This is a genomic window from Thalassospira sp., from assembly GCF_030690045.1.
GTDB lineage: Bacteria > Pseudomonadota > Alphaproteobacteria > Rhodospirillales > Thalassospiraceae > Thalassospira.
In genome coordinates, this window is sequence record NZ_JAUYHK010000019.1 from 36,029 (window position 1) to 60,456 (window position 24,428).

Genomic DNA, 24,428 nt, shown 5'->3' on the forward strand with positions numbered 1-24,428 from the left:
TCCGGTTTATTCGACGTTACGGTCAATCGCACCAATATCAAGCAATGGGGCCGCGTCAATTTTTTCGGCATCCATCATCGCGGCCACCCGTTGTAGCGATGACAGGATTTGTGTTTTTTCCCAATTCGGCAGGCCGTCAAACTGGCGGATGAATTCTTCGTGCAACAAGGTGGGCGCACTTGCCAGAATCGTCCGCCCGGCATCGGTCAGAACCGTATTGACCACCCGTTTGTCGCTTGTACTGCGGCGGCGTTCGGCAAGGCCGCGTTCCTCAAGGCGATTAAGGATGATGGTCACCGTCGCCTGACTAAGCGACACATGATCGGAAATGCGCCGCACCGTAACATTCGACAATCCGTCAATGGCGCGTAACACCATGACTTGCGGAATGGTCAGGCCGCAGGCCTTCATCATGCGTTTGGAATGCAGGTCGGTGGCGCGAATGATCTGGCGCAAGGTTACCAATACGTCCTGCCAGTAAGGCTGTTGTTCCATATCCGTCCGGTTCCCGATTATCGGCGCAATGCCCGTGTGGCGATGAAAATCATGGCAAAAATAACCAGCAATGCCAGTGCGATCCCGCCAATCATAATGGCCTGCTGGGTCCGCAGGTCCCGCTGCGGCTGTTGCCCGACATACACCACGGTCATGCGGCGCAGGCGATCCATGTCGGCGGTGATATCGTCTTCTTCGGGCATGAAAAGCGACGCTCCGGCCTTTGATAACAAATCGTTGGTCCGGTTCATGCGCGTCACATACAGAACATAGCGTTCCTCGGTCGCGGCCAGATCGTTTAACGGATTTTGCGTGTTGTCGGGGCGGGAGATGCTGATTTCAACGTCCAGCAAACCAGGTTCTTCAGCATTGACGCAATCGGCAAGGGATTTTAGATCGCCATTGCACTCAATTTCGCGCCCCCTGGTTCGGGTCATTGCCTTGCGCAAATGGGCACGCAATTCGGCATCCAGTTCGGCAATCTTCAGTCGCAATTCACCGGCATCGTCCCGGATTGTTTCATAATCTGCGGCCAATCCCGTTGCCGGGACGATGGCCATCAGCACGAGCCCGGCAAGCATGATGAAACGGCAGATGGCAAGGGAACGACACAAAGACAGATATCCTTTTTCGCCAGAAAGGCCCACCGTTCAGTAAACGCCAACAGCGTTTCTTTTCGATTAATTCGGCCAGCGTTTATGCAGCCACAGCCATTGTGCCGGGCGTTCGCGAATCCAGTTTTCCAGCCTCTGATTGACCATCGTCATGATGGTCAGGATGTCATCATGACGGTTTTCGGTCTGTGGCAGGACAAGCGGCGGTTCAATGGTCATGCGAAATTGCGTGCCCTTGATACGTTCGACGCGCACCGGCACCACCGGACAGTCATATTTGATGGCAAATTGCGCCAATGCCGGGGCGGTCATGGCATCGCGGCCAAAAAACGGCACGGCAATGCCGTTGGACATTTTCTGATCAACCAGCATGGCGATATGGCCGCCTTTACGCAAAAATGCCGTCATTTTGCGCGCCCCCGGCGCGCCCTTGGGTACCATTTCCCCCTTGAATGCCTTGCGTGCCTTGACGAAAAGCTGATCGACCCACGGATTGTCGGGGGCGCGATAAACCGCCATCATCGGCAGATCAAGGATGCGGGCGATCAGCATGCTGATTTCCCAATTGGCAAGGTGACCGGTAAAGAAAATTCCGGCCTTGCCATCCTCTTTCAAAGCCATGCCATGTTCCAGCCCGACAATCTCAAGATGCGGCCCCGGACAGGCAATATTGCGGACATGCGGAATTTCGGCGGCACTGCGGCCCAGATTTTCCCACATATCGCGCATGATCATCTCGATCTCGGCGGCGGATTTTTCCGGAAAGGCCCGGATCAGGTTGTTCCGCGCCTTTTTACTTTGACCCAGACGGGGGCCAATCATGCGGGCCATTGCCCCGCCCAGACCCGATGCCGCATCAAGTGGCAAGATGCGAAACAGCCCATAGGCGCAATAAGCCGCCAGCCCCTGCAAGGGATGGGAAACATATTTTTGCAGTTTTATGCGAAAGATACTGCGTTCAGCCATGCGTGATTACCGTTTCCATCAAATGCAAAACCGCGGCGCGATCCTGAAATTCAAGACGGACGCGCAACGGGCTTATGCCGTGCCGGTCCGCAACAGGCAAGCGCATGAAATCTTTTTCCGTCGTCACCAGTATCGCCCTTTGGCTATCTGCATCATGGCGCAATTGCGTCAGTTCGGATGAACTGAAAACATGATGGTCTGCAAAATCACGCGTGGCAATCATATCGGCCCCGCACGCCCGCAGACTGTCATAAAATTTTGCCGGGCGGCCAATTCCGGCAAAGGCGACAACACGCTTGCGGGTAAATTCATCGCCATTTTGCGGGGTGATCCTGGCTTTGAAAACCGGCATTTCGGTCGGAAGTTTCGGGCAAAAACCGGTCTGGTCATCCCCGATCAGAATAACCGCCCGGACTTTGGCAATACCCTGCTTCAGGGGTTCGCGCATCGGTCCGGCAGGAATCACCTTGCCATTGCCAATGCCATAGGCCCCGTCAATCACCGCAAGACTGCAATCCTTGATCAGGGTCGGATTTTGCAAACCATCATCCAGCAAAATCACCCCGGCCCCGGCATCCCGCGCTGCTTGCGCTCCGTCTGCGCGATTGCGCGCCACCCATGCCGGACCATATTGCGACAGCAATAACGGCTCATCCCCGACATCGGTCGCCGTATCGTGCTTTGGATCAATCCGGTGCGGGCCGGTTTGGGTCCCGCCATATCCCCGGCTGAGGAAATGGGGATGAATGCCCAGATCGCGCAAAATGTCATAAAGCGCCAGAACGGTCGGTGTTTTTCCCGCCCCGCCAATGGTGAAATTGCCAACACAAATCACCTTGCCACCGGGATGCCGGGCGGTACTGGTGGCCGTGCGCCAACATGCCCCGGCCCGCCACAAGAATGACAGGGGCGATAAAAATGTCGCCAACCCGCCATTGGTTTTCCAGAAATCAGGTGCTTGCATGACGATGCCCTGCCTGCAAGATCGGGGTGATGGCGGACATGGTTCGGTCCAGAACCTCGGCCTTGCTGTTGGCATAGGCCAAGGCCGCATCGGCCAGTTTCTGGCGGGTGGCGGTGTCGGTCAGCAACCGGTCCAGTTGCCGGGCAAGGTCATCGGCATCGCTGACCGGGCGGCAGGCATGGGCGGCAAACAATTCGCGGCTGATATCGTTGAAATTGCTCATATCCGGGCCATGCAAAATCGCACAGCCCAGCCGGGCCGGTTCCAGCGGATTTTGCCCGCCTCCGACGGTCAGGGTTTTGCCGATAAAGCAAATCGGGGCCAGCCGGTAAAACAGCCCCATTTCGCCCATCGTATCGGCCAGATAAATATCGGTCTTATCTGTCACCATTTGATCCAGGCTGCGCCGGGTCACCCGCAATCCTGTGGTGGCCAGTCCGGCATGGATGTCGGCCCCGCGCCGGGAATGGCGTGGCACGATGATTGTCAAAAGGCCGGGATGTTTGGCGCGTAATTGCTGATGGACGGTTGCGGCAATGCGTTCCTCGCCGTCAAAGGTGCTGGACGCCAGCCAGCAGGGTCGGGCACCAATCTGATTGCGCAAGGCCTTCAGGGCGGACGCATCAACCGGCAGCGGCAAGGCCGCAAATTTCAGATTGCCGACATTTTCGGCATGGGGCGCACCCAGTTGCGCGAACCGGTCAGTTTCTTCGGCACTTTGCGCCAGAATAATGTCAAAACAGGCCAGAACCGGGCGGATAAAGGATGAAAACCGCAAATAACTTTTGAAGCTTCCGGCCGAAATCCGGCCATTCAGCAAGATAATGCGGGTTCCTGCCTTATGCGCACGGGTCAGGATATTGGGCCAGAAATCGCTTTCCAGCCACAGGGCAACATCCGGGTGCCAGTGGTGCAAAAACCGCGCAACACACACCTGCCGGTCAATCGGGATGAATTGGTGAATGACGCCATCGGGCAGGCGGTCCTGCATCAATTGCGCCGATGTCACCGTTCCGGTCGTGACCAGAATGGCATAATCGGGGAAATCGCGCCGGATGCGGTCAATCAGTGGCAGGGCGGCAAGGGATTCACCAACACTGGCCCCGTGAATCCACACAAGCCGTCCCTGCGGGCGCAAGGCACTGGCATGGCCGAAACGCTCGCCAATCCGGCCGGGGTCTTCCTTGCCGCGATTTTTGCGGCGATGCAGGTAAAGATTGACCAGCGGCCCCAGCAGCCGTGTCGCCATGCGATAGGCATAAAACAGGCTCATATCCCGCCATCCGTGCCTGTTGCGCCGGCTGTTTGGGCGGAACGTTTCTGTTTGGGTTTTTCATCGGGGCTGGCCGGATCAATGATGGGCATACCCAGTTCCCGGTCGCCCTTCTGCCCCAATTGAGTCAGGGCATTTTCAATTTCCTGCCGCTTGGCTTCCAGCCCGGCATCGTCAAGGCCGCGATCGACATAAATCGGATCGCCCCACAAAAAGACGCCGCGTGAAAATGGAAACGGCAAAATAAACCGGTCCCAGCTTTTAAACACCTTGCGCCGGGATACGGCATAGCTCAGCGGTATAACGGGCGCCCCCGACATCCGGGCGGCCTGCACCACCCCGTCGGATGCCCGCATGCGCGGCCCGCGCGGGCCATCGGGGGTAAAGCCGATCACATCGCCGGATTTCAGGGCCTTCAGCATACTGCGCAGGGCCGCCGACCCGCCTTTGCCGGTCGAACCGGCAATGCTGTCGATGTCGAAATGTTTGACGGTACGCGAAATGATTTCGCCGTCGCGATGGGCGGAAATCAGCATGTAAAATTTGCGACCCTTGCGGATATCCATCCACGGAAAGGGCATCATCAATAATCGTTGATGCCAGAAGGCCAGAATGAATGGGCGACCGCTTGCCAGAATGTCAGACGGGATATGCGCGCCGCGTGTTTCCCAGCGCCCGGTGATGCGCACAAAACGCATATATCCCGACGCCAGCCAGCACAGGCCGTTGCGCAGTTCACTGCTTTTGAGAAACCGTTTGTACCACCGCAAATCTGTCAGCCCCGGATATCGGTTGCATCCGTAATGTATGAATTTTGTTCCGAGAATTGCAAATTATAGAGATTGGCATAAGCCCCTCCAAGGGCGAGCAATTCATCGTGGCGACCTTCCTCGATCACCCGGCCATTGTGAATGACACAAATCTTGTCGGCATCAATAATCGTCGAAAGGCGATGCGCAATCACCAATGTCGTGCGGTTTTTCATCAATTCGGCAAGGGCGGTCTGGATATGGCGTTCAGATTCGGTATCAAGCGCCGATGTTGCTTCATCCAGCAACAGGATCGGGGCGTTTTTCAAAATCGCCCTTGCAATGGCAATGCGTTGACGCTGCCCACCTGACAATTTGACACCATGTTCACCCACTACCGTGTCATAACCATGTTCCAGCAGGCCGATAAAATCATGGGCGGCGGCATTGCGGGCCGCTTCCTCGATCTCGGCATCGGTCGCTCCGGCGCGGCCATAGGCGATATTGGCCCGCACCGTATCGTCAAACAGGCTGATTTCCTGGCTGACAAGGGCGGTGGCGTGACGAAGGCTTTCCTGCGTGACATCGGCAATATTCTGGCCGTCAATTTCAATGCGTCCGGCATCAATATCATAAAAACGCGGAATCAAATTCAGGATCGTCGATTTCCCGGCCCCAGATGGCCCGACAAGGGCAACCGTCTGCCCGGCCTTGATATCAATTGTGATATCGTGCAGGGCGGTAATTTCGGGATTATAGGAAAAACCGACATGATCAAAGCGGATGGCGCCACCCTGAATTTTCAAAGGCTTGGCATCGGGCTTGTCGGTAATTTCCGGTTCAATATCCAGAATGGTAAAGACGCGCTGCGATGCGGCCAGACCGGCCTGTAAATTCATATTGATATTGGCAAGACGCTTGACCGGCTCGTAGGCCAGCAAAAGGGCCGTAATAAAGGAAAAGAAACTGCCCGGATCACTCGCACCATCAATCACCCGGCTTCCGCCATAGATGATGATTGTCGTGATGGCCAAACCGCCCAGCGTTTCCATGATGGGGGATGAACGCGCACTGACGGTTTGTGCCTTGAAGCTGAGACTGAAAACAGTCTCAACGAGTTTTTCCATACGGGAACATTCGTATGGCTCCATGCCATAGGCTTTTACGTGTCGCACCCCCTGAAATGTCTGTTCCAGCAGGGTGGCAAATTCACCAATCTGTTCCTGTGTATTGGCCGACACCTTGCGCATGCGTTTGCCCAAACGGGCAATCGGCAAAATGGCCGCCGGAAAGACCGTGAATGCGATGATGGCCAGTTGCCATTCCTGATAAAACATGACGCCGATCAGAACGAGGGCGGTCAGAAGATCCTTGCCAAAACCGGTCAGGGCCACAGAAACAGCCGCCCGCATCGAAGTAATGTCGCTGGTAAATCGCGTGATCAGCTTTCCGGTGTTTGTGCCGTGAAAGAAACCAATATCAAGACGGATGACATGGGCATAAAGTTTGTTCTGAATGTCGGCAAGAATACGATCGCCCACATAACTCATCAAAACCGATTGCCCGTAATTGGCAAAGCCTTTCAAGGCAAAGGCGGCAAGAACGGCAATCCCGACGGGGATCAGCATTTCCCGGTTTTGTTTGACAAAGACCTCGTTAATGACGGGGTCCATCAGATAGGCATATCCCCCCGTTGCCGCCGCTGTCAGAGCCATGCAAATCAGGGCGAGAACAATCTTGCCGAAATAGGGCACCACTGCATCTTGCACAATGCGTTTGACCATGGGCCATGTGGCCCAGTGTTCGGATGTATGGTCGATATTCTGTCTGGACAAGGAACGGCTTCCGATATGGTTGCGATCAGGCAGGGCAGATATGCCAGATTGTCTGGCAGTTTGCTAGCATGGTCGCCCTGATACAGCAAGTCAGACGCGCCAGAGACGTTGACATCATTGTCGCCAAATCTCTACAAGCAACCGGTAAAGGGACCGGGGAAATTTCATCCATGACCGCAGAATTGCGCCAGCTTGTCGAAGATACGATTGCCAGGGGGGTCGGCGCACGGGTATTTCCGTTGCGCTGGCAGGGGCAGCGTGTCTGGGTCAAACAGGCGGTACCCAACAAGGTCAAAGGATGGCACCGGCTGCAACGCCTGATCGCGACCCTGACCGGCCTTCCGATGTTGCGCCCCACCGTGTCACCCGGCGGTGCCGCCGGATTGCAGTCCGAAGGGCGTGTCTTGGGCAGTCTTGCTTTGGCCGGGGTGCCGGTGCCGGATGTTATCCTGCAAACCGATGTTTGGCTGGTGATGGGCGATAATGGTGCGATCTTGCAAAATGTGATCGAGGATGCGGTGCGCGATGGCGACGAGGCGCTTGTCACCGGCCTGATCGAACGGGCAGCGCAGGCATTGGCCGGGTTGCATGCAAGGGCGGCGGCACATGGCGCACCTTTGCTTCGCAACATCACGCTACGCGATGCTGGCGATATCGGCTTTATCGATTTTGAAGAAGACCCCAATGCGCGTATGCCGTTGCCCGATGCACAGGCACGGGATGTCTTGCTGTTTTTGTTTTCGATCCAGCGCGGGTTTAAACGCCGTGCCGATCTGGTGCGTGCCGGATGGCAGGCCTATCTGACCGCCGCAGGACGCGATGCGCCACAACTCAAACCGGTTGGCAAAGTGGTCCGGTTTCTGGGCCCGGTTTATTGGCTGTTGCGGCCTTTTCGGCGCTGGCTGGGGACGGATGCCCTGAATGGCATGCTGGCCTATCGCATCCTGCATCATGGCATCCGTCGCCAATCCTGATTATTCAGCGATGCCGACTGCGGTTTCCAGCGGAACACGTGTGGCCTGTTCGCCCTGATATCCGCCGGAAAACGGGGCCAGATTATGTAGAAACTGGTTGGCGGAATGACGCCAGCTATAGGTCTCTGCCAGTGCCCGTGCATCCTTGCGATCCAGTTTCAGGGCCTCAAGGGCGGCCTGCCGCAAATCGGCATTGATCGCACCGGCCTTGCTGCCACGCACGATATCGGCCGGGCCCTGCACCGGAAACACCGCAACCGGTGTGCCCGATGCCATGGCTTCAAGAATCACAAGGCCAAAGGTGTCGGTCTTGCTGGGAAACACGAAAACATCCGCACTGGCAAAGGCGACTGCCAGATCCTCGCCGGTTTTTTTGCCCAGAAACTGCGCCTTTGGATATTTTTGTTTCAACTCGTTCAGTTGCGGGCCATCACCGACCACAAATTTGGTGCCGGGCAAATCAAGATCCAGAAAATGGCCGATATTCTTTTCCACGGCCACCCGGCCAACAAACAGCCAGTGCGGTTTGGGGAAATCGCCAAAACTGGCATCGGGGCGCGGGCGAAACAGGTCCAGATCGACCCCGCGTGACCAGATGTGCAAATTGCCAAATCCGCGGGCGGCCAGTTCGTCACGCAGGCTTTCGGTTGCGACCATCACCGATTGCGATTGCGCATGAAATTTGCGCATCCCGCGATAGGATATTGCCAAGGGCAACCGGGTCCGGGCATGCAGATATTCCGGGAAACGGGTGTGATAGGCAGTGGAAAACGGCAAATTGTTTTTCAGGCAATAGGCCCGTGCCGCCCGGCCCAGCGGCCCTTCGGTTGAAATATGAATGGCGACGGGCTGCATGGCATCAATCATCCGTGCGAGTTTGCGTTTGGCAAACAGCGCAAGACGAATTTCCGGATAGGTCGGGCAGGGGATGGTGGTGAACTGATCGGGTGAAATTACCCGGACATCATGGCCCTGTTCGGAAAGTTCGGTAAGAATGGTTTCAAGGGTCCGGACCACGCCATTGACTTGCGGCAACCAGGCATCGGTAACGATCAGAATTCTCATGCGGTTTTTCCAAGCGGGGGCTGACGGCTTTTTCCGGAATTTTGCCGGATGTCCGGGGTTCGGACAGAACTGCGAAACAGGGACGCCAGACGGCTGATACCCGGAAATGGCAAGGACGGCGGTGTGATGCTGTCGCGGTCACGGCTTTCACTGCTGTGCGACATTGCCATTTGGCGGATTTCGGCCCAATACAGCAATTCCAGCTTGCCGCTGGCATCTTCGACCAGGGCGGTGCAACTTTCGACCCAGTCGCCGTCATTGCAGTATAAAACATCGCCAATCATGCGTTTTTCGGCATGATGGATATGTCCGCATACCACGCCATCCACCTTGCGTTTGGCGGCTTCGTGGGCGACGGCAGTTTCAAAATCGCAGATAAACTGAACGGCGTTTTTGACCCGGTTTTTCAGATAGGCCGACAAAGACCAATACCCATAGCCAAGACGACGGCGCAGGGCGTTGAAATAGCGGTTCAGCATGATCGCCAGATTATAGGCGGTATCGCCCAGATAGGCGAGCCATCGGGCATATTTGACCACCCCGTCAAATTCATCCCCGTGGATCACCAGCAACCGTTTGCCATCCGCAGTGACATGGATGTCGTTCATTTTGACCTCGACATCGCCAAAGGTCATATCGACAAATTCGCGGGCAAATTCATCGTGATTGCCCGGCACAAAAATAACTTTGGCCCCGTTCCGGGCCTTGTCCATGATGGTGGTAATAACGGCGTGATGGCTTTCGGGCCAGTACCAGCTTTTTTTCAATCGCCAGCCATCAATGATATCGCCGACCAGATAATAGGTGTCGGCCTGCGTTTCGTTTAAAAAATCGATTAAAAGATCGGCCTGACATCCACGGGTGCCAAGATGCACATCCGAGATCCACACCGTCCGGTAACGCGGTTTCAGCATCATCGCTGTCATGGCCGCTTCTCCGTCTCCTGTCACAGGGATGGTTCGGAGACCTGATATTTACCCCCGACCAGTATCTTGATAAAACAAAACGCGCGAATATATAAGTCGTTCACATAAATTTATTGGTTGTGAAATGATTTTGTTACATATTTACTTTTGTATTGATCCAGTTAACCAAAGAATTATTTCATTTTTATGACAGTTAACGGCGGGTAATGTGGATAGTAATATTACGATTATTTTCAATCCTCGGGCGGGGGGTAACAAACAACGCCTGTTATCCGCCATATTGCAGCGTGCCGGACTGCATGTTGATTTGTTGCAAACCACCCATCCCGGCCATGCCCGCGAACTGGCGCGCCAGGTTCGTGCCCGGCAAAAACTGTTTGTGGCAGGCGGGGACGGGTCGCTGAACGAGGCCCTGAACGGTCTTCTTGATGCGAAACTGGACGGGCATGACATACCGCCGCTGGGCATCATTCCGCTGGGCACGGCCAATGTTCTGGCGGTCGAGGTCGGGCTGGGCACCGGGGCGGCGGCGGTTGCTGCCTATCTGAATGATCCGGTGCCGGTCTGGGTACGGCCGGGCATGGTCAATGGCCGGGCATTTTTTCTGATGGTCGGGGTGGGCACCGATGCCGATACGGTCGCCGGGGTGTCCCTGAAACTCAAACGCATGATCGGCAAGGGGGCCTATGTCTGGGAAGGGTTGCGCAATATCATTTTCCCCCATCACCGCGATTTCGAGGTCAATATTGGCCGCGATCAGTACCGGGTATCGGGCATGGTGGCGACCCGGGCGGCGCATTATGGCGGCAAATTCATCATCGCGCCGGATGCCAGCCTGACCGAAAACAGCCTGCATATTGTCCTGATGCCGGGCAACAGCATTGGTGCTTTGGCACGCTACGGGCTGGCGCTTACCCTTAACCGGCTGCATGAACAATCCGACGTGACCGTCACCACGACCCAGCATCTGACCATCACCAGCCATTGTGGCCCGGCCCCGATGCAGATTGACGGCGAAAGTGCGGGGATGCTGCCCTGTGAAATCAGCCTGTCCCCGTGGCCGGTGCAATTGATGGTGCCGCGCGCCTATGCAAAGGCCGCCGGAATGGTCGATACCATTCCGGCGGGGACAATGTTGCAGATTGCAGCAGATTAGATACCGATACCGTCAGATGCAGGCACCATCAGGCGGCGCGGACACGGGCGATGAAACTGTCAACCTCGTTACGCAGGGTGGTCGAGGATTTCGACAACTCCCGTGCGCTTGACAGAACCTGTGTGGCCGCCGACCCGCCATCGGTTGCCGCTTCGCTGACCTGAACAATGGCGCTGCTGACTTCGGCGGTGCCTGCCGATGCCTGCGAGACATTGCGGGCAATTTCCTGGGTCGCAGCGTCTTGCTGTTCTACTGCGGATGAAATCGAAGCCGCTGTTTCACGGCTTTCGGAAATAACCGCCGCAATATCGCGGATCGCACTGGCTGTATTGTGGGTAACGTTCTGGACTTCGTTGATTTGCTCGGTAATGCCTTCGGTTGCCTTGGCGGTCTGATTGGCAAGGTTTTTGACCTCGGATGCGACAACGGCAAAACCCTTGCCCGCTTCACCGGCACGCGCGGCCTCAATGGTGGCATTCAGTGCCAGCAAATTGGTCTGCGCGGCGATATCCTGAATCAGATTGACCACTTCGCCGATTTTTTGAACGGACAGGACCAGACCTTCGGCTGTTTTTTGTGTTTGTTCGGCATTCTGAACAGCCCGGCTTGAGATATCGGAAGAATGATGGACCTGCTCGCCGATCTCACGCACGGAGGCAGCCAGTTCTTCGCAGGCGGTGGCGACGGTTTCAACGTTGGTGCTGGCCTGTGTCGCGGCAGCGGCCACCGTGCTGGCCTGTGCGTTGGTTTCTTCAAGGGTGACGTTCAGCGTTTGGGCGGCGGCTTCCAGTTCGGTGGCTGCCGACGATACGATGGTGACAATCGAACCGATATTTTCCTCAAACTGGTCGGCCAGCATGTTCATGTTGCGCTTTTTTTCTTCTTCGGCCCGGCGTTCGGCTTCTTCTGCTTCGGCTTCCATCTGTTTGGTGCGGATCATGTTGTCTTTGAAGACCTGCATGGTCTGGGCGATGGTGCCGATTTCATCCTTGCGTTCCAGTCCGAAAACCTCGGCGGCAAGATTGCCGGTGGCAAGTTCCCGCAGGGCGGCAACAATGCGCCGGATCGGATCGACAATGCCAAAACGCGCAATCATCACACCCAGAAAAGCACCCAATGACAATCCGATGATCGACACAATGATCATCAGGGTGCTGATGCTGTCATACAGGTCGCTGGCATCCGACAGCAGATTGGTTTGGCGCTGTTCGGCATAAGAGACATAATCGCGGATCGTGTCATTCAGCGAACGGGCTTCTTCGCGATTTTCCCTTACGGCGGTGACAATTTGTTGCTGGGCGCTGTTCAGGGTGACATCCGCGCCCATCCGGTCCGCCATATCAAGGGCACCCTGCAAGCCATCAAGATAGCTGTCATAAACCGTTTCGATACGGGTAATCATGGCCAGGCGTTGTGCGCCGGCTGTTGATTTCGTCCCGGCCAGCAGGGTTTCAAATTCAGCGCGTTCATGGCTGACGGTGGTTTTCAGATCTGTGATATTTTCCGGGCTGGGATCGGCGGCAATCCGGAATTCCGCACGGTTAAGGGCCGTCACAAGCTGGGTCAGGCGGATGCCGTCCATTGCCTCGGTCGCGGCAGTGTTCTGTTCTGCCGCGATATCATGGATTGTTTTTAAGGCATAGATTCCGGTTCCGGCGACGGTGATGATGACAAGGCCCAATACGGTGATAATGCTGAAGACTTTTGTTGAAATTCCAAATCGGCCAAGATTCATAATATTAATTTCCTGTGTTTTGCTATGGACCGCAATCATGGACGGCACGGGTTGAGGAAGGGTCGGGCGTACAGAAAGACGGTATCAATCACAAAAAACCGGAGGCCGATGTTGCGTGACTCAAGACCGCAAGCTTTCGCTGCGGGTTGAAATTTGGACACCGGGTAGGGAAAAATGATATGATTCATTGTGTTGGGGCATGTCTTGCCCGGATATGAACATGCCGTGAACGGCAACAGCTGGTTTTCGGTTTTTGTGGGTTTGTAAAGAACATCCCGGTCAGGGATGCTTTTTGCGTTGTCTGAAAGTCAGTCTTTGACGGGGCCTGCATAAGGTTCTGTTCCGGAGATGTTTAAGCATTTCGCACCAGTTTGCAGAACGTGACCATTTTTACGGTCTTTTGTATGAGCACTGCCAGAATTGTGACCTAATTATTATCCAGATTCAAGGTGAAAATACGAACAAAAGCACATTCAGGGATAATTTTTAGGGCATAGGGACGGTTATAGACGGTTGGGATACAAAATTGAAAAGGCTGTGTGTTTTTGTGGAATTGCTCACTTTGTGTGGGGGCACCTGTCATGAATGATCTTGCTGGCAGATTGAAATCTGTTCGGGTGCATCTCCATTTGTCATCCGCGGAAATGGCTAAAAAAGTGGGCTTGCAAAACAGAAAATCGTGGGAGGGATATGAAAAGGGAAGCAATTCACCAAAGGCAGAAGTGCTGTGCAACCTTGCCCGTTCGGGTATCGATGCCGAATGGTTGCTGACAGGCGAAGGGGAAATGTTGCGATTATTGGCGCAACAACCCGATGATCGGGATGCTGTCTGTCAGGTCGATGAGGGAATTTTGCGTCTGGTGATTACCGAGGCCGAGAAATTTTATCGGATGCACCATTTGCGCATCCCCCCCGATCAATTCGCCAAGGTGATCAGTCTTGGTTATGCAATGATGGCGGGCGAAAAAATCAAGGGTAATGATATCAGCACGGATGCCCTGCATTTTATCATGCGGGCGGGTCTTCCGGGGCACTGACCGGGGCTGGTTTCATATTGTGAACCGGACGGACGGACGGCACACGCCGTCCGTCCGGTTTTCCGGTCATGGTGTTTTACCGAATCCTGTTACTGACCGGCCACCGTCATGCCATCAATACGCAGGGTCGGGGCATTGGTGCCGTATTTGAAGGTCAGATCATTGGCGACTGTGATCGCCCTGAACATGTCTTTCAGGTTCCCGGCCACGGTGATTTCGGAAACCGGATAGGCGAGTTCGCCATTTTCAATCCAGTATCCCGACGCCCCGCGTGAATAATCCCCGGTGACGCCATTCACACTGCTGCCCATCATTTCGGTGATGTAAAGTCCCTGTTTGATATCACCAATCAGGTCTTTGGGGGCAATCGTGCCCGGTTCCATATACAGATTGGTGGTCGATGGCCCAGGCAGGCTGCCGGCACCCCGCGCCGCATGGCCGGTTGATTTCAGGCCCAACTGCCGGGCGGATCGCAAATCCATGATCCAGCTTTGCAAAACACCGTTTTCCACCAGATTGCGTTTGCCATTGGCAACACCTTCGGCGTCAAACGGTTTGGACCGCATGCCCCGGCGGCGATGCGGATCGTCAACAATGGTAATTTCCGGGGCAAAAATTTCGGTCCCCATCGCCTTTAACAGGAAACTGGTGCCGCGTGCGATGGCGGCACCATTGATGGCCGATGACAAATGCCCGGCGATGGAGCCGGAAACGCGCGGATCAAAAATCAGGGGCAATTGCGCACTTTTGACCTTGCGCGGATTGAGGCGGCGCAGGGTTTTGGCGGCGGCCGAACGGCCAATTTCGGCCGGATCGCGCAAATCGGTGGAAAAGACCGCGCTGTCATAATCATAATCGCGTTCCATTCCCGTGCCGGTCCCGGCCAGAACCGCCACCGAAATATGACAGCCGCTGCTTTGATAGGTGCTGACAAAACCGTTGGTTGCGGCCAGCGTGATCTGATGACGGCCCCATCCGGCGTCCGATCCTTCGGAATTGGTGATACCCTCAACAGACCGCGCTGCATCTTCGCAGGCGCTGGCCCAGGCAATCATCTGATCCTGGGTGACTTCGCCCGGTTCGCATAATTCAAGGGCATCAATGTCAAACCCGGTGGCAAGTTCCGACGAATCGGCAATGCCGCAAAACGGGTCTTCCGGCGCATTTTGCGCCATGGCAACGGCCCGTTCGACCAGTTCATTCAGGGCATCGTCGCTGGTGTCCGATGACGAAACAACCGCCTGCTGCTTGCCGATCAGAACCCGTAACCCCAGATCGGCCCCTTCGGACCGTTCGAGCTTTTCCAGCTTGCCCAGTCGCTGCGATATTGAAAGCGACGTTCCTTCGACATAAACGGCATCGGCGTCATCGGCCCCAGCCTTTTTGGCGCGGGCCAGCAAATCAAGAATACGGTCAGGCGACATGTCGGTTTTGGGCATGAAAATTCCTTTTGTGCAAAAATGCCTTTCCCCGTTATAGGCAGACCGGACCGGTTTCGCAAAGGGCAAGCAGATAAAACCCCAACATTGAACCCGTTGAGCGACTATAATCTGTTTGGAACCACTATCAGGAGACGCAAGAGATGCGAGGCATAACAGGGGTGGCGATTATTGCAGGCGGCATGGCGCTTGCCGGTCCGGTTATTGCCAGTGATGCCCTTGAACCAGAGATTCAGGAATCGGTTGCGCCGGAATCAGCCCAACCGGCAACATCGGGCGATCTGTATCGTGAAATGCGGATTCAGGGCGGGCAAAACGCGGCGCGCAACCGTCATCAGGTGCTGGTGGGGGATTTTACCTGTGATGGCGTCAATGATCAGGTTGCAGGCTGGGTGGATCGCGACAATCCCGAAGGCCCCTTTTTCGCCCTGCTGTTTGTGACCGGCCATAAGGGGAAGATGCAATCGGAAATGAAACTGATCCCGTTTGCGCAATCCGAACAATATGCCCTGTGCGTCGATGATGAAACGGCCCCGCCGGTGCTGAGCTGGCAAATCGTGCCGACCGAATATGTGGCCGATGTGCTGGGCGATCCGGGGTTATGCAACATTGCCGTCCGGGTTGATGATTTCATGTGCGATGCGCCACAATTTTTCTGGTCAAACGATGCAACGCAAGATGGCGAGCATTGGGCTTTCTACCGGAATTAAAACAGAGCCTGTCTGATGCTATTCTGCGCATAAATTTTGCGTATTTTTTATGGAGGTTATTGTGGGCATTGTGCATGCTGTATCATCCCGAAAGGCAACAAATGTCAGTCTGGACAGCGACCTTCTGAAAGAGGCACGTGCACTTGGCATCAATATCTCACGCAGTGCCGAAACCGGTTTGCGCGAAGCCGTTGCAAGGCGACGTGCCGAAATCTGGAAAGAACAAAATCGAGCGGGAATAGAGGCGAGCAATGCCTATCTGGAAAAACATGGCATTCCGCTGTCGTCGCATCGGAAATTCGATGATGGGTTCGCTGGATGAATGTGCGCGATATGGGTATTCAGAGCGTCTGGACGGCATCCTGAGCAGTCAGGATGCCTCCTATCGTTCTCCCAATCATTCCCGCCAAATCTTCTTGCCGCTGCCCGGCAGGCCATAGCGATCCCATTTCTGATCGACGCGATCCACAATCCCCTCATCCATGCGGATTTTCTCGCCCCATTCGCGGTGGGTTTCGGGCGGCAGCTTGTTGGTGGCATCAAGGCCCAGTTTGCCGCCAAGTCCGCTTTCGGGCGATGCGAAATCCAGATAGTCAATCGGGGTATCGGTGACGGTGGTAATGTCGCGCACCGGGTCCATGCGGGTTGAAATCGCCCACATTACGTCTTTCCAGTCGCGCACATCAATATCGTCATCCACCACAATGACAAATTTGGTATACATGAATTGCCGCAAAAACGACCAGACCCCCATCATCACGCGCTTGGCATGGCCCGGATAGGCTTTCTTCATCGATACCACGGCAATGCGATAGGAACATCCTTCGGGTGGTAGCCAGAAATCGGTGATTTCGGGGAATTGTTGCTGCAAAAGTGGCACAAATACATCATTCAACGCCTCGCCCAGAACCGAAGGTTCATCTGGCGGTCGGCCGGTAAAGGTCGAAAGATAGATCGGGTTTTTGCGCATGGTGATGGCGGTGATGGTAAAAATCGGGAATTCCTCGACCGAATTGTAATAACCGGTATGGTCGCCATAAGGGCCTTCGGGGCCATATTCATCCAGCGAAACATAGCCTTCCAGCACGATCTCCGCCGTGGCAGGCACCTTGAGCGGCACGGTCTTGCAATCCACCAGTTCGACCTTTTCCCCGCGCAGCAATCCGGCAAACTGATATTCCGACAGCGTATCGGGAACCGGGGTGACGGCGGCCAGAATGGTGCCGGGATCGGCCCCCAGAACCACTGCGGCCGGAAGCGGTTCGCGCTTTTTGTCTTTCCAGCGCGCATGATGTTGCGCCCCGCCGCGATGTTTGAGCCAGCGCATCAGGGTGGTGTTTTTGCCCGTCACCTGCATGCGGTAAATGCCAAGGTTAAAAACATCGCGCTTGTCGCCGTCTTTTTCCCCGGCGCTGGGGCCTTGTGTCACCACCAGCGGCCAGGTGATCAGCGGGGCCGGTTCGCCGGGCCAGCAGGTCTGGATCGGCAATTTGCCAAGGTCGATGTCATCGCCCTGAAGGACGATTTCCTGACAGGGGGCCTTTGTCACCGTTTTGGGTTTCATCGCCATCACGGTTTTCGCCAGCGGCAGCATCGAAAAGGCTTCGCGCAAGGACCCAGGCGGTTCGGGCTGTTTGAGAAACGCCAAAGTTTCGCCGACTTCGCGCAATTCTTCGGGTTTGCGGTTCATCCCGGCGGCCACCCGGTCCACCGTGCCAAACAGATTGACCAGAACCGGCATGTCGTATTTGCGGCCATCCTCGCCAATGACATTTTCAAAAATCACCGCCGGGCCGCCTTCGGCCAGCAGGCGCGTCTGGATTTCGGTCATTTCCAGAACCGGCGATACCGGTTCGGTAACGCGGACCAGCCGCCCGGTTTTTTCCAGTTCATCAATGAAATCGCGCAAGGATTGGTAAGACATGGCACCTGACGGGTCTGGGACAATTGAAATACATTTGTTGTCTTTCATACGCCGACGGCCTGCAATCGACAACCGGGCAGGATGCTGCAATGCATAATTTATCGGTTTTGGTTGGCCGCGCATTTCTGTATACAGGGGGCATCATGAGTCACACAGGCCCACAATGTCTGGCTCGCAGAATTCACATCAGGAACGAAGGACGCACAGATGGCCAAATACTGGGTTATCGGGGGCACCTATCAGGATACCGGGTTTGACAAACCGGTTGGCGACGAAGCCCGCATCGGCCCGTTTGACAGCTTTGAAGATGCGGAAAAGCATTGGTCGAAAATGGCATGGCAGTCGGTGGACGATGCCAATTCCCGTTACCGGATCGAACGCGACGAGGAATACTGGGTGGTTGGCGGTGAATATGAAAACACCGATTTCGACAAGCCGGTCGGCGGTGCCGAAGAACGCCACGGCCCCTTCGCCAGTTTCGCCGAGGCCGAAAAGGAATGGTCGCGACTGGCATGGCAGAATGTTGATAACTGCAATTGCCGCTATCGCGTTACCGAAGGCTGAGCAGGTCAGATAATCTGAAAATATGAATGGCGGCATCACATGGTGCCGCCATTTTGCATGATATTGGATGGTGTTGCTGTTACTGGCCGTTTACCGGAGTCGGAATCATCATCTCACCTCCCTGATATGGGTCAACCCGATAAGGGTGACAGGCAGTGGTGGGCTTGTAAAGCCTTGCGGATCAGGCATCCCGATCGGGCAAAAGCTGCCAGACGCGGGTAAATTTGGTATCGACATCCTCAACCGCAATATCAACCGGCACGTCATAGGTTTCCAACTCGTCAATATTGCGGGTCGGGGCATAGGTCCGGCCCGGATCGGCAAGGATGACGGTGGTGCCAAGGCGAGCTTCGTCCATTAACCAGGTCAGAATCGCATTCGCCATGGTTTGCTGGTAACAGACATCCCCGGCAAAAATCACGTCCCAGCGCCGGGTGGTGCCGGTGGTGCCGACCAGATCATCGGTCAGGGTGTCAAAGGCCACCTTGTTGCGCGTCGCATTCAGGCGCGTTGCCGCAATCGCCACCGGATCAATGTCATTGGCGGTGACATGGCCCGCCCCGGCCATCACGCACGCAATCGCCTGCATGCCGCCGCCGCACGCGAAATCCAGCACATTCTTGCCGCGCACCAGTTCGGGATGATCCAGAATATAGCGCGCAATCGCCTGCCCACCGGGCCAGGCAAAGGCCCAATAGGGCGGCGGGATATCCATCACGCCCAGCATATCCTCGGTCGCCTGCCACAGCGGGGTGATATGGGTCGCCAGATACATGTCGATTTCCGGGGTCAACGGCACCCGTGCGGGAATGGTGAAAACATCAATCAGATCGGTAAAGCGCGGATCATCAATTGCGGGCGCGAACGCATCGGCAAAGACATTGTCATTCATTCACAGCCACCCATCACCTTTTCGGCATTGCGTCAGCATCTCCTGACTGCCGGGGCTTACGGCCTTTAGGGGCGGCTGGCAAGCGGGATTGCTGCGTTTACCTCGCCAGACCGGCAATCACAATCGCGGCCAGCACCAGCAACCCGAAATCCCGGTTCGATTTGAATCGTTTCAGGCAATTGGCAGCATTGTCAATTTGCACGGTGCGGACCTGCCAGACCAGATGCAGGCAGGCCACCGCCAGCAACGGGAAATAAACCCAATGCATCCCCGCCAACCCGCCCGAAATTGCCAAAAGCGCGGTGGTGACGCAATAAAATCCCATCACCCATTGCGGGGTGGCATCGCCAAGGCGCAGGGCCAGCGATTTAAGACCGATCTTGCGGTCATCTTCCTTGTCCTGATGGGCATAAATCGTGTCATAGCCCAGCGTCCAGAAAAAGCCCGCGACATACATCACAATCGCGGCCGGGGCGACGTCACCGGTCACGGCGGCCCAACCGACCAGCGCCCCCCAGTTAAAGGTCAGGCCCAACACAGCTTGCGGCCAGTATGTGATACGCTTCATAAACGGATAGGTGATGACCAGTGGCAATGAACAAATGCCGACAATGATCGCCTCGATCCGGAATTGCACCAGTACCAGCAACCCGATCAGCAGCAATACCCCCAGAAAGACCATCGCCTGCCAGACATTGACCTGACCGGATGGTAACGGGCGGGTGGCGGTGCGTTCAACCCGGCCATCGAAATTGCGATCCGCCAGATCATTGACCACGCATCCGGCCCCGCGCATGATGATTGCGCCAATCGCAAACCACACCATCATCAGAATGTCGGGCGCACCATTCGCGGCCATGGCGGTCGCCCACCAGCAGGGCAGCAACAAAAGCCATGTGCCAATCGGCCGGTCCAGCCGGGCGAGTTTCAAATAAGGGCGCACCGATGCGGGCGCAAAGCGGTCGATCCAGCCATCTTGCGGCATGTCGTTTTTCGGAGTGTGTAAAGGCTGGTTGACCTGTGCCATAATGACCTTATGTAACGCCTTGCAAATATCTGCTTTTTTCCCAGGGACCGTCATGACCGAAGAATTACCCCGCGCCCGGCAGCGACTGTTTGTTCATCACGCCATTTTGCCCGGCGGCGAGATTGCGCTCAGCCCTGAACAATCTCATTACCTTGAACATGTCATGCGGCTCAAGCCCGGAACGGCAATTAAAATATTTAACGGGCTGGACGGCGAATGGCGGGCGACCATTACCGAACTGCGCAAAAAGACCGGCATCGTCACCGCCGAAACCCGGTTGCGAGAACAGGTGTTTGAAAACGGGCCGATTTTGGCCTTTGCACCGATCAAAAAACAACGTCTGGATTTTCTGATTGAAAAGGCGGTTGAAATGGGGGCCAGCAGTTTGCAGCCGATCCTGACCGCCCATACGATCACGGGCAAGGTGCGGCTGGATCGGCTGCATGCGCAGGTGATCGAGGCCGCCGAACAGTGCGAACGCCTGACCATTCCCGAAATTCATCATCCGGTGAAATTGTCTGACTGGTTGGCAAACTGGCCGGAAAACAGCCATTTATTGTTCTGCGATGAAACCGGCGGCGGCTCACCAATTGGTGATGTGCTGTCTCGGCTCTTGGCAAAGGACGCTGGCTCGGCTATCGACAATGTTAATGTTGTCAACCATGCACTCGTGATTGGACCCGAAGGCGGATTCGCCCCTGATGAGATCGACCGGATAAAACGCCAGCCCTTTGCCACGCCGATCAGCCTTGGCCCCCGTATCTTGCGGGCGGAAACCGCGGCGATTGCGGCTTTGGCGGTGTATCAGGATCGCATCGGCGACTGGACCGCACGCCCCGTCACGAGAGATTAGGGAATATCTGTATGTCAGTTAGTGCCGCCACGGGCGATGCGCCGATCATTGAAGGCCGCCGCCAGCTTGTCGAATGGTTCGAATCCGGTAACAAACCCAAACGCGATTGGGCGATTGGCACCGAACACGAAAAATTCGCTTTTACCAAAGAAGATCTGCGCCCGATCCCTTATGAAGGGCCGCGTGGCGTCAAGGCACTGCTGACCGGATTGCAGGCCCGGTTTGACTGGGAACCGATCATTGAAAACGGCAATGTCATTGCGCTTGCCAAGGATAAATGTTCGGTGTCGCTGGAACCGGGCGGGCAGATTGAATTGTCCGGTGCGCCGCTGAAAAATATTCACCAGACCTGCGGCGAAGTGCATCAACATCTGTTTGAAATCCGCGAAATCTGCGCCGATCTTGACATCGACATGATCGGCATCGGCCATCAACCGAAATGGTCGCGCGACGATACCCCCTGGATGCCCAAGGGCCGTTACGAGATCATGCGCAATTATATGCCCAAGGTCGGGTCGATGGGCCTTGATATGATGCTGCGGACCTCGACCATTCAGGTCAATCTGGATTTCGCGTCCGAGGCGGATATGGTCAACAAGTTCCGCACCTCGCTGGCCTTGCAGCCGGTGGCAACTGCCCTGTTTGCCTCATCCCCTTTTGTCGATGGTAAACCCAGCGGCTTTTTGTCGTCGCGGTCCCATGTCTGGACCGATACCGACCCGGACCGGTGTGGCATGTTGCCGTTTGTGTTTGAAGACGGGTTCGGGTTTGAACGGTATGTCGATTACATGCTTGATGTGCCGATGTATTTTGTCTATCGCGATGGCAAATACATCAATGCGGCGGGCAAATCGTTTCGCGATTTCATGGCCGGAAAACTTGATGTGATGCCGGGCGAACGTCCGACCCTTAATGACTGGTCGGATCACATGACCACCGCCTTTCCCGAAGTCCGTTTGAAAAAGTTCCTTGAAATGCGCGGGGCCGATGGCGGGCCGTGGAAACGCATTTGTGCATTGCCGGCCTTTTGGGTGGGATTGCTGTATGATGATGCCGCCCTTGCTGCGGCATGGGAACTGGTGGCTGATCTGACCCCGGATGAACGCGATGCCCTGCGCAATGACGTGCCGAAACTGGGCCTGAAAACGCCGTTTAAAAACGGCACCTTGCAGGATCTGGCCAAAGACGTGGTGGCCGTGTCAAAACAGGGCCTTAAAAGCCGGGCGCGGCTGGACAGTTATGGCGATGATGAAAGCCATTTCATCGAAGGTCTGGAAGATGTTGCCGAAAGCGGTCGCACTTTGGCCGAAGAATTTCTTGATTTGTATGAAACGCGCTGGAACGGGTCGGTGGACCCGGTTTTTCGCGAATATGCCTATTGATGACAATCGGGGCGGTGGGTAAAACCACCGCCCCGCCTGTTTTCAGGAATGATAAAAGGATAACCGCCTGATGAAAGCCAACCGTTGCGAAACCATGAAGGATGTCCGCGCCAATGTGGACCGCGTTGACCGGTTGCTGGTGGCCCTTTTGGCGGAACGGTTAAATTACATCGAACAGGCCGCCCGCATCAAACCGTCCCGCGATGCGGTCCGTGATGAGGACCGCATCGAAGACGTGATTGCCAAAGTCCGCGCCCAAAGCCGGATTGACGGATTTGATCCCGACATCGCCGAACGTCTGTGGCGGTCGATGATGGAAGATTTCATCGATCACGAATTCATCACATGGGATGATTTGCGGGATCGTCAAACCAGTTCCTGACCGCCGCAATATCCTGTTTCGCCATGCCAAGGCCCAGCTTGCTGCGTCGCCACAACACGTCATCGGTATTTGTCGCCCATTCGGTGCGCACCAGAAACCGCAATTCGGCGTCATACAGGCCGGGGGCAATTTCCGGCCCCAAATCTGCGATGTTTTGGGCATCGGGTGCAATATCATGCAGTCGGGTGCCATAACTGCGGGCCCAGCGTGCCCGGATCGATGATGGCACCCACGGCAATTTGTCGCCAAGATGCCGCACAAAGCCGTCAAAATCGCCATCGGGAATATCGCCGCCCGGCAAGGTCGCCGATGCCGTCCATGTCGGGGCGTGATTGTCCAGATACGGGCACAGTTTTGCCAGCGCATGTTCGGCCAGCCTGCGATAGGTGGTGATTTTCCCGCCATAAATCGACAGCAAGGCCGGTTTGCCATTGCCGCCGGTATCAAGATCAAACACATAATCGCGGGTCACGGCCGAGGCATTGTTGTTGCGGTCATCATAAAGCGGCCGCACGCCGGAATAATGCCAGACAACCTGATCGCGGGTCGCAGGCGTTTTGAAATAACCATTCACCAGATCCAGCAAATAGCCGATTTCGCCTTCGGTAATTTCAACCTTGGCCGGATCGGCATCATAGGGGACGTCGGTGGTGCCGATCAGGGTGTAGTCATTCTGATAGGGGATGGCAAAGGCAATGCGGCCATCGCCATTCTGGAAAATATAACAATGATCGCCGTCATAAAGACGTGGCACGACAATGTGACTGCCCTTGACCAGACGCAACCCCGCCGCCGCCCGGTTGATCCCGGCACTGCTGACGATTTCCGATACCCACGGCCCGGCAGCATTGACCACGGCGCGCGCTGTAACGGTATGGGTGCCGATATCATCGGCAAGTGTGGCGGTCCACAGATCATCACCGCGCAACAGGGTGGTGCAACGGGTGCGGGTTTTGATTGCCGCCCCGCGGGCCTGCGCATCCAGCGCATTGAGAACCACAAGGCGGGCATCATCGACCCAGCAATCGGCATAGGAAAAGGCAGTGGTATATTTGTCTGCCAATGGCGCGCCTTCGATGCTGCCCGGCAGCGACAATTTACGCGATCCCGGCAGTTTCTTGCGGCGGCTGAGATGGTCATACAAAAACAGACCGGCGCGCAACATCCATTGCGGGCGCAGACCGCGATGATGCGGCAAAACAAAGGTCAGCGGCCAGATAATATGCGGGGCAGCGGCCAGCAACACTTCGCGTTCCTGAAGGGCTTCGCGCACCAGCCGGAATTCGTAATGTTCAAGATAACGCAATCCGCCATGAACAAGTTTGGTACTGGCCGACGATGTGGCGGATGCCAGATCGTTTTTTTCAACCAGCAGCACAGAAAGGCCGCGTCCGGCGGCATCACGGGCAATACCGGCCCCGTTGATGCCGCCGCCGACGACCAGAAGGTCGTAAGGTTCAGACACG

At 55.8% G+C, this 24,428-nt stretch carries 24 protein-coding genes; 9 read left to right on the forward strand and 15 right to left on the reverse strand.

The window, feature by feature from the left end; translation table 11 throughout:
* Window positions 1-6: 6 nt before the first annotated feature.
* The 7 genes from Q8O73_RS16075 to Q8O73_RS16105 all read right to left on the reverse strand — a co-directional run bounded on the left by Q8O73_RS16075 (window position 7) and on the right by Q8O73_RS16105 (window position 6,896).
* Entirely contained in the window at window positions 7-495 is a 489-nt protein-coding gene (locus Q8O73_RS16075) for a MarR family winged helix-turn-helix transcriptional regulator (RefSeq protein ID WP_305559210.1), read from the reverse strand.
* 17 nt (window positions 496-512) lie between these two features.
* Entirely contained in the window at window positions 513-1,109 is a 597-nt protein-coding gene (locus Q8O73_RS16080; RefSeq protein ID WP_305559211.1) for a hypothetical protein, read from the reverse strand.
* A gap of 66 nt (window positions 1,110-1,175) precedes the next feature.
* Window positions 1,176-2,075 carry a lauroyl acyltransferase gene (locus Q8O73_RS16085; protein WP_305559212.1) on the reverse strand — a complete coding sequence of 300 codons (900 nt, stop codon included), beginning with the start codon at window positions 2,073-2,075 and terminating at the stop codon, window positions 1,176-1,178.
* Window positions 2,068-3,039: a tetraacyldisaccharide 4'-kinase gene (gene lpxK, locus Q8O73_RS16090; RefSeq protein ID WP_305559213.1), complete on the reverse strand. Its 972-nt coding sequence runs from the start codon at window positions 3,037-3,039 to the stop codon at window positions 2,068-2,070. Before lpxK ends, Q8O73_RS16085 begins: the two co-directional genes overlap by 8 nt.
* Window positions 3,026-4,312, reverse strand: a complete 1,287-nt coding sequence (locus tag Q8O73_RS16095; protein ID WP_305559214.1) for a 3-deoxy-D-manno-octulosonic acid transferase — start codon at window positions 4,310-4,312, stop codon at window positions 3,026-3,028. The genes lpxK and Q8O73_RS16095 overlap by 14 nt, the downstream gene beginning before the upstream one ends.
* The gene (locus tag Q8O73_RS16100; RefSeq protein WP_305559215.1) at window positions 4,309-5,082 is read right to left on the reverse strand and encodes a lysophospholipid acyltransferase family protein; all 774 of its coding nucleotides are present in this window, start codon (window positions 5,080-5,082) and stop codon (window positions 4,309-4,311) included. Before Q8O73_RS16100 ends, Q8O73_RS16095 begins: the two co-directional genes overlap by 4 nt.
* A 5-nt stretch (window positions 5,083-5,087) precedes the next feature.
* Window positions 5,088-6,896 (reverse strand): ABC transporter ATP-binding protein, encoded by a 1,809-nt coding sequence (locus tag Q8O73_RS16105; protein ID WP_371135097.1) that lies wholly within the window; start codon window positions 6,894-6,896, stop codon window positions 5,088-5,090.
* A 170-nt stretch (window positions 6,897-7,066) separates the two neighbouring features.
* Here Q8O73_RS16105 and Q8O73_RS16110 point away from each other — a divergent pair, with 170 nt between their 5' ends.
* Window positions 7,067-7,870 carry a hypothetical protein gene (locus Q8O73_RS16110; protein ID WP_305559216.1) on the forward strand — a complete coding sequence of 268 codons (804 nt, stop codon included), beginning with the start codon at window positions 7,067-7,069 and terminating at the stop codon, window positions 7,868-7,870.
* On the opposite strand, the gene Q8O73_RS16115 is transcribed toward Q8O73_RS16110, so the two are convergent.
* Both Q8O73_RS16115 and Q8O73_RS16120 read right to left on the reverse strand, forming a co-directional pair.
* The gene (locus Q8O73_RS16115) at window positions 7,871-8,935 is read right to left on the reverse strand and encodes a glycosyltransferase family 1 protein (RefSeq protein ID WP_305559217.1); all 1,065 of its coding nucleotides are present in this window, start codon (window positions 8,933-8,935) and stop codon (window positions 7,871-7,873) included.
* A complete protein-coding gene (locus tag Q8O73_RS16120) occupies window positions 8,932-9,861 on the reverse strand; it encodes a UDP-2,3-diacylglucosamine diphosphatase (protein WP_305559218.1) in 930 nt (309 codons plus the stop codon). The genes Q8O73_RS16115 and Q8O73_RS16120 overlap by 4 nt, the downstream gene beginning before the upstream one ends.
* 208 nt (window positions 9,862-10,069) lie before the next feature.
* On the opposite strand from Q8O73_RS16120, the gene Q8O73_RS16125 reads away from it, so the two are divergent.
* On the forward strand, window positions 10,070-11,017 hold the full coding sequence (locus Q8O73_RS16125; protein ID WP_305559219.1) for a diacylglycerol kinase family protein: 948 nt from the start codon (window positions 10,070-10,072) through the stop codon (window positions 11,015-11,017).
* Window positions 11,018-11,045: 28 nt separating this feature from the next.
* Here Q8O73_RS16125 and Q8O73_RS16130 read toward each other — a convergent pair whose 3' ends face one another.
* Window positions 11,046-12,752: a methyl-accepting chemotaxis protein gene (locus tag Q8O73_RS16130; protein WP_305559220.1), complete on the reverse strand. Its 1,707-nt coding sequence runs from the start codon at window positions 12,750-12,752 to the stop codon at window positions 11,046-11,048.
* Window positions 12,753-13,333: 581 nt separating this feature from the next.
* On the opposite strand from Q8O73_RS16130, the gene Q8O73_RS16135 reads away from it, so the two are divergent.
* On the forward strand, window positions 13,334-13,789 hold the full coding sequence (locus Q8O73_RS16135; RefSeq protein WP_305559221.1) for a helix-turn-helix transcriptional regulator: 456 nt from the start codon (window positions 13,334-13,336) through the stop codon (window positions 13,787-13,789).
* Between the two features lie 89 nt (window positions 13,790-13,878).
* Here Q8O73_RS16135 and Q8O73_RS16140 read toward each other — a convergent pair whose 3' ends face one another.
* On the reverse strand, window positions 13,879-15,228 hold the full coding sequence (locus Q8O73_RS16140) for a TldD/PmbA family protein (protein WP_305559222.1): 1,350 nt from the start codon (window positions 15,226-15,228) through the stop codon (window positions 13,879-13,881).
* Window positions 15,229-15,371: 143 nt separating this feature from the next.
* Between Q8O73_RS16140 and Q8O73_RS16145 the strand changes: the two genes are divergently transcribed.
* Together Q8O73_RS16145 and Q8O73_RS16150 are read left to right on the forward strand one after the other, a co-directional pair.
* On the forward strand, window positions 15,372-15,938 hold the full coding sequence (locus Q8O73_RS16145; protein WP_305559223.1) for a hypothetical protein: 567 nt from the start codon (window positions 15,372-15,374) through the stop codon (window positions 15,936-15,938).
* A 61-nt stretch (window positions 15,939-15,999) separates the two neighbouring features.
* Window positions 16,000-16,260, forward strand: a complete 261-nt coding sequence (locus Q8O73_RS16150; RefSeq protein WP_305559224.1) for a type II toxin-antitoxin system CcdA family antitoxin — start codon at window positions 16,000-16,002, stop codon at window positions 16,258-16,260.
* 75 nt (window positions 16,261-16,335) lie between these two features.
* Here Q8O73_RS16150 and Q8O73_RS16155 read toward each other — a convergent pair whose 3' ends face one another.
* Window positions 16,336-17,862, reverse strand: a complete 1,527-nt coding sequence (locus tag Q8O73_RS16155) for a UbiD family decarboxylase (RefSeq protein WP_305559225.1) — start codon at window positions 17,860-17,862, stop codon at window positions 16,336-16,338.
* 207 nt (window positions 17,863-18,069) lie between these two features.
* On the opposite strand from Q8O73_RS16155, the gene Q8O73_RS16160 reads away from it, so the two are divergent.
* Window positions 18,070-18,426: a hypothetical protein gene (locus tag Q8O73_RS16160; protein WP_305559226.1), complete on the forward strand. Its 357-nt coding sequence runs from the start codon at window positions 18,070-18,072 to the stop codon at window positions 18,424-18,426.
* 181 nt (window positions 18,427-18,607) lie between these two features.
* Here Q8O73_RS16160 and Q8O73_RS16165 read toward each other — a convergent pair whose 3' ends face one another.
* Both Q8O73_RS16165 and ubiA read right to left on the reverse strand, forming a co-directional pair.
* Window positions 18,608-19,318 carry a methyltransferase gene (locus Q8O73_RS16165; protein ID WP_305559227.1) on the reverse strand — a complete coding sequence of 237 codons (711 nt, stop codon included), beginning with the start codon at window positions 19,316-19,318 and terminating at the stop codon, window positions 18,608-18,610.
* Between the two features lie 97 nt (window positions 19,319-19,415).
* Complete coding sequence (ubiA, locus tag Q8O73_RS16170) at window positions 19,416-20,345, reverse strand: 4-hydroxybenzoate octaprenyltransferase (RefSeq protein ID WP_305559228.1); 930 nt, start codon at window positions 20,343-20,345, stop codon at window positions 19,416-19,418.
* Between the two features lie 52 nt (window positions 20,346-20,397).
* On the opposite strand from ubiA, the gene Q8O73_RS16175 reads away from it, so the two are divergent.
* From Q8O73_RS16175 to Q8O73_RS16185, 3 genes are all read left to right on the forward strand, one after another.
* Window positions 20,398-21,198 carry a 16S rRNA (uracil(1498)-N(3))-methyltransferase gene (locus Q8O73_RS16175; protein ID WP_305559229.1) on the forward strand — a complete coding sequence of 267 codons (801 nt, stop codon included), beginning with the start codon at window positions 20,398-20,400 and terminating at the stop codon, window positions 21,196-21,198.
* A gap of 11 nt (window positions 21,199-21,209) precedes the next feature.
* Window positions 21,210-22,580 (forward strand): glutamate--cysteine ligase, encoded by a 1,371-nt coding sequence (locus Q8O73_RS16180; RefSeq protein ID WP_305559230.1) that lies wholly within the window; start codon window positions 21,210-21,212, stop codon window positions 22,578-22,580.
* A gap of 70 nt (window positions 22,581-22,650) precedes the next feature.
* Complete coding sequence (locus Q8O73_RS16185; RefSeq protein WP_305559231.1) at window positions 22,651-22,962, forward strand: chorismate mutase; 312 nt, start codon at window positions 22,651-22,653, stop codon at window positions 22,960-22,962.
* Here the strand turns inward: Q8O73_RS16185 and glpD are convergent.
* A complete protein-coding gene (glpD, locus tag Q8O73_RS16190) occupies window positions 22,922-24,427 on the reverse strand; it encodes a glycerol-3-phosphate dehydrogenase (RefSeq protein WP_305559232.1) in 1,506 nt (501 codons plus the stop codon). The two genes, Q8O73_RS16185 and glpD, sit on opposite strands and share 41 nt — an antisense overlap.
* Window position 24,428: the final 1 nt, after the last annotated feature.